Source organism: Microvirga tunisiensis (genome assembly GCF_009296175.1).
Classification (GTDB): domain Bacteria; phylum Pseudomonadota; class Alphaproteobacteria; order Rhizobiales; family Beijerinckiaceae; genus Microvirga; species Microvirga tunisiensis.
Genome location: NZ_VOSK01000394.1, coordinates 1 through 5051, shown reverse-complemented (window position 1 = coordinate 5051; position 5051 = coordinate 1). Strand labels below are relative to the sequence as shown.

At 60.7% G+C, this 5051-nt stretch carries 3 protein-coding genes; all 3 read left to right on the top strand.

Translation table 11 applies throughout. The features are described from left to right. The first annotated feature begins 647 nt into the window (after positions 1-647). The 3 genes from FS320_RS37595 to FS320_RS37585 all read left to right on the top strand — a co-directional run bounded on the left by FS320_RS37595 (position 648) and on the right by FS320_RS37585 (position 4530). On the top strand, positions 648-2393 hold the full coding sequence (locus FS320_RS37595; protein WP_152717391.1) for a cache domain-containing protein: 1746 nt from the start codon (positions 648-650) through the stop codon (positions 2391-2393). Between the two features lie 242 nt (positions 2394-2635). Next, complete coding sequence (locus tag FS320_RS37590; RefSeq protein WP_152717390.1) at positions 2636-3616, top strand: ABC transporter substrate-binding protein; 981 nt, start codon at positions 2636-2638, stop codon at positions 3614-3616. Between the two features lie 188 nt (positions 3617-3804). Then, complete coding sequence (locus FS320_RS37585) at positions 3805-4530, top strand: Crp/Fnr family transcriptional regulator (RefSeq protein ID WP_152717389.1); 726 nt, start codon at positions 3805-3807, stop codon at positions 4528-4530. Positions 4531-5051: the final 521 nt, after the last annotated feature.

Below are 5051 nucleotides of genomic sequence, written 5' to 3'. Positions count from 1 at the left end.
GGTTTTGCTCCACGCTTCCTTCAGACCCCACCTCGCGGTGGCGCCCTTGCGCTTTGCTAACCCTTCGCCGCCATCAGGCTGGGTAGAGGACTTGCACCTCCAAGCTGTCGAACATGCTCGGCACACGAAAAAGGGCCGCAACAATGCGGCCCGAAGTTTAGGGAGGAAACGCCCAAGAAGGGCGAGCAGCGCGGTAACGCCAATTACTGCGCCGCATTGAAATAAAGTACTTTGTGCCTCAAAAACCGGCAAGCACAAAAGGGCAGCATCGCTGCCTTTCTCTTTTCTGTATCCTATCCGACACACACGGACCTGCGGCACCTCCACGGCCTGCAGGTCCTGCCGGATCGTCCAGGAATCCGATTGGTCGAGACGTGGCTGCTCGCGAGCGGCTATCCTTTCCATAGAGTCACGGATCCTTGAGTGGTCACGAATGTCATGCGCGGGAGCCCGGGCAAGGGACAGTTGCAGGCCCGGAACAAACCACTGGCGAGGCGCCGCACCCGGCCTCATAATCAATGAAATGCGACCGCTACGGGTCGAGGGCTTTCGATGATTGCCTTGCCTTCCGTCTTGACGCACCGGACGATCCCTTCCCGCACCTTTCAAGCCGGCATCCGGCGAGACAGGCTGAAGCGCATGTGGTCATGACCAGGCACCGTCTCCGGTTCAGTGGCCTCTTCCAGAAGTACTTCCTCGTGCTGTTTCTGGCCGTGGTCATTCCACTGGCGACCAATGGTGTCAGCGAGGCTTGGTTCGGCTATCGCGACCAGCGGACGACGGTCGAACAGTTGCTAAGTGTCGAGGCGAGATCCGCGGCCGCGAAGATCCAAGGCTTTCTCGACGGCATCACCAATCAGCTCGGCTGGCTGGTTCAGCTCCCCTGGACCGAGGAGCCGGACGAACGGCGGCGGATCGATGCCTTGCGCCTGCTGCGGCAGGTTCCTGCCATCGTCAGCCTCACCCTGGTCGACGGCAACGGGCGCGAACGACTGTATGTCTCGCGCATCGGCCTGAACCGAACCGACAGCCGTGCGGACCGCTCCACGAATGAAGCCGTCGCCGGAGCCCGCTCGGGCCAGCTCTGGTATGGGGAGGTCCGCTACTATCGAGACTCCGAGCCCTACCTGACAATTGCAATGTCCGGCAACCGACCCTCCGTCGGCGTGGTCGTCGCCGAGGTGAACCTGAAGCTGATTTGGGACGTGATCTCGGCCATCAAGGTTGGGGAAACTGGGCACGCGTTTGTGCTCGACGCTCCGGGGCGGCTCGTCGCTCACCCGGACATCAGCCTCGTCCTGAGAGGGGCGGATGAAGCCACACTCGCCCCTTTTCGGGCTATCCGGGAGGTGATCAGGCGTGCCGGGGCAGATGTCGCAACAAGCCGGGACTCGCAAGGAAACGCGGTTGCAGCTGCCGCCTCACCCGTTGCCGGTCCTGACTGGACGGTCGTCGTCGAGCAGCCACTTTCCGAAGCCTTTGGGCCCATCTATGCCGCCCTGTGGAGGACAGGAGGCCTCCTCCTCGCCGGTGCCGCCTTCGCAGGTCTGCTAGCCTATGTACTGGCCAGCCGGATGACCGAGCCGATCCGGCGGCTCGAGGAGGGTACCGAACGCATCGGCGCCGGACAATTCGAACATCGCATCCATATTGCGACGGGCGATGAGCTTCAGCGGCTGGCTGACAGCTTCAACACCATGGCCGCCGAACTCGCCATCTCCCAGGAGCGTCAGGAGCGCATTGCCAAACTCAAACGGTTCTTGGCGCCCCAAGTCGCCGAACTCGTCGACCGCAAAGGCGACGACGGCGTGCTCGAGGGCCGCCGCACCGAGGTGGTGGCGGTGTTTTGCGATCTGCGAGGATTCACCGCCTTCTCCGCGCGAGCAACGCCCGATGAGGTGATGAGCGTGCTCTCGGAATATTACGATGCCCTTGGCCGGATCATCACAAAATATGCCGCAACCCTGACGACCTTCTCAGGAGACGGACTGATGGTGCTCGTGAACGCTCCCGTCCCGGTGGAGGAGCCAGCCGTCCTGGCGGTCGACCTGGCGGCGGAGATGCAGCAATGTGTGCAGGAGCTCATCGTCCGCTGGAGAGAGCGAGACCACCGGATCGGTTTCGGGGTGGGTCTGGCCATCGGGCCGGCCACGGTCGGGCGGATCGGATACGAGAGCCGGTTCGACTACACCGCCATCGGCACCGTCGTGAATCTCGCAGCCCGCTTGTGCGCCTCGGCGGCAGACCGGGAAATTCTGGCAGATGTGGCCATCGCGGGGGCTGTGAACGGCAAGCGCGCCATGATCTCGCTCGGGATGAGATCCATCAAGGGCTATGATGAGGAGCTGCCCGTGTACGGCATATCCTTCGAAGAGAGGCTCCATACCGCTTAAGCTGGTCGTCGGAGCAAGGATGGTGTGCAAACATTCGCCATCATTGAAATGGCAGATAGAAACCTGACTTGAAGCAAGTCGTCGAATATAAATTCGGTCTATTACAAAGAGAAATGATTGCGGCTATCATGCCGCCAAGTCGTCGGGTTCACATGAGCACTTTAAGGTGACCTCGTGATGGCGGTTGGAAGTACAGCACGCTTCAAGTTTCGAGCCCTTTCCCGCGTGAGGACGCTGGTCGAATGAGGCGGCGCGACATTCTCACGGTGATCGGCGGTGCGGCAGCGTTGACGCTCCCCTTGCGCGCCCAGCCGCTGTCAGTACCACTGATCGGATATATCGGCCCTGAATCGCCCGAGCCCTTCGCCAGCCGCCTCAAGGCCTTCCGCGAAGGTCTAAGCGAGAGCGGATTTGCCGAGGGTCGCAATATCGCGATCGAGTATCGATGGGCACAAGGCCAGTACAATCGATTGCCCGCACTCGCGGCGGATCTGGCCAGTCGGAAGCCTGCCGTCATCGTCGCTGCAGGGGGTGCCCCCGCAGCGCTCGCGGCGAAATCGGCAACCAACAGTATAACGATTGTCTTCGAGATGGGCGGCGATCCCGTCGCACTCGGAGTCGTGGACAGCTTGTCACGGCCAGGAGGCAACCTCACGGGCGTATCAAGCTTGAGCGTGGAAGTCTCGCGCAAGCGGCTGGAATTCATGCACGAGTTGCTCCCGTCGGCTACCGAATTCGCCGTTGTCTCCAACCCGACCAGCCCGACCGCCGATTCACAATTGAAGAACCTCCAGGCGGCGGCCGACGCTCTCGGGGTGCGACTTCATGTTCTGACCACCAGCGACGAACGCGAGTTCGACGCCATGTTCTCATCCGCATCCCAGCTCCGGCCAGCAGGGCTCGTGTTTACCTCCGACCCCTACTTCGCGTTCCGCAGCCAGCGGCTTGCTGCGCTGGCTACCCGCTATGGGGTGCCTGCCATCACGCAGTCACGCGACTTCCCGATTGCGGGCGGCTTGATGAGCTATGGAGGCGATTTTACGCAGTCACATCGTCGCGCCGGCATCTACACCGGACGGATCCTCAATGGCGAGAAGCCTGCAGATCTTCCAGTCCAGCTGGTCACGAAAGTGGAACTGTTCGTCAATCTGAGGGCCGCCGGCGCCCTGGGCGTCCCCTTGCCGCCCTCACTGATCAGCAGCGCGGATGTGGTGATCGAATGAAGATCTCAAGGTCGCGGTTGAATACCTGTTTGCATATGATCTAACAGAGCCATTCTCCGATCACCGTCCCTGAGCGCGGGTATGCCGCCATCGGCTTGGCGGCCTCGCCTCCCGGGCGGAACCGTTTTCGGCATCCTTGGACCGCATGTCGTGGTAGAATGAGCCTGTTCAGAGCAGGACCTTTCGCCATGGCACAGGTTCAGATGAACAGCCCTCATCGCTCAAATCGGCTCTTGGCCGCTCTGGACGATGAGGATTTTGCCCATCTGGAGCCGCATCTGGACGTCGTGGATTTCCAAAGAGGTCACGTGGTCTACGAGGCCGGAGAGACGATTCAGCATACCTATTTCCCGCACGGCGTGGTCGTCTCTCTCGTAACCGTCATGTTGGACGGTAAATCGGCCGAGATGGCCACCTTCGGGTGCGAGTCCCTTTTCGGTCTCGTCAGCGCCTTTGTCTCCCGAAACTCGTTCGGACGGTATATCGTGCAAATATCCGGCACGGCTTCCCGGATCGAGCTTGATCAAATGCACGATGCATTCAGGGAGCGCCCCAAGATTCAGCAGCTTGTCCTGCGCTTTACGGAGGCTCTGTTGGCGCAGACGCTTCAAAGTGTGGCCTGCAACGCCACTCACAGCGTCGAGGCGCGCTGCTGCCGCTGGATCCTCAGCACGCGCGATCGCTGGGCTTCGGACGAATTGCCTCTGACCCACGAGTTCCTCTCGGAGATGCTGGGCGTCCAACGCTCGACGGTCAGCGCGGTGACACGCACACTTCACGAATCCGGCCTCATCAACCAGAGCAGAGGCGTCATCACGATCACCAATCGCCGAGGTCTCGAAGAGACGTCCTGCGAGTGCTACGAGGTCATCCGTCAGAAATTTTCGCAGTTGCTGCCGGCTTCGATGCCATAGGAGCCATCGGATGGAACGGTTGACTTGCCAGTCGCTCGCCACAGGTAAGTCAGCCTGTGGCGCACCTGCAAGCGAGCTGTGACGTGATCAAGCGAATGCCAAATCGCACTGCCCTGCCAGACTATTTCATCGACAAGGGGTTGATCGCTACGGCCGTGACAGCAGCTCTGGCAGCCTTCCTCTTGTGCTGCCAGCTTCCATGATGCGGTAGAGTTCCCGTTGCAGATCCGGCCAATTCAGCGACGCTGATCGCGCATCGGCGATGCCCTGCTCATTGCTGGTTCAAGCCGCAGGCTCATTAAATTCCGTGATGGAGAGAAGATTTTTCCCACTTTAGTCGCAGTTCCAAGACGTATCCCATACCAGTCCATGAAGTGATGGAGCAAAGGTGGATGTAACTGGGGCATTTTAGGGGGCGAGGGATTCCTCCCTTCGGGCATTCATGATTCAATCCCGGCATGACCTCGCCTGATCGTTCCAACAAGCCGCTGTCCTCGACAGCCCTGCGCGAGCTGGTCTCG

Excerpts from the sequence above, each read along its gene's own strand:
- FS320_RS37595 (WP_152717391.1), top strand. The coding sequence starts at position 648 with ATGACCAGGCACCGTCTCCGGTTCAGTGGCCTCTTCCAGAAGTACTTC.
- FS320_RS37590 (WP_152717390.1), top strand. The coding sequence starts at position 2,636 with ATGAGGCGGCGCGACATTCTCACGGTGATCGGCGGTGCGGCAGCGTTG.
- FS320_RS37585 (WP_152717389.1), top strand. The coding sequence starts at position 3,805 with ATGGCACAGGTTCAGATGAACAGCCCTCATCGCTCAAATCGGCTCTTG.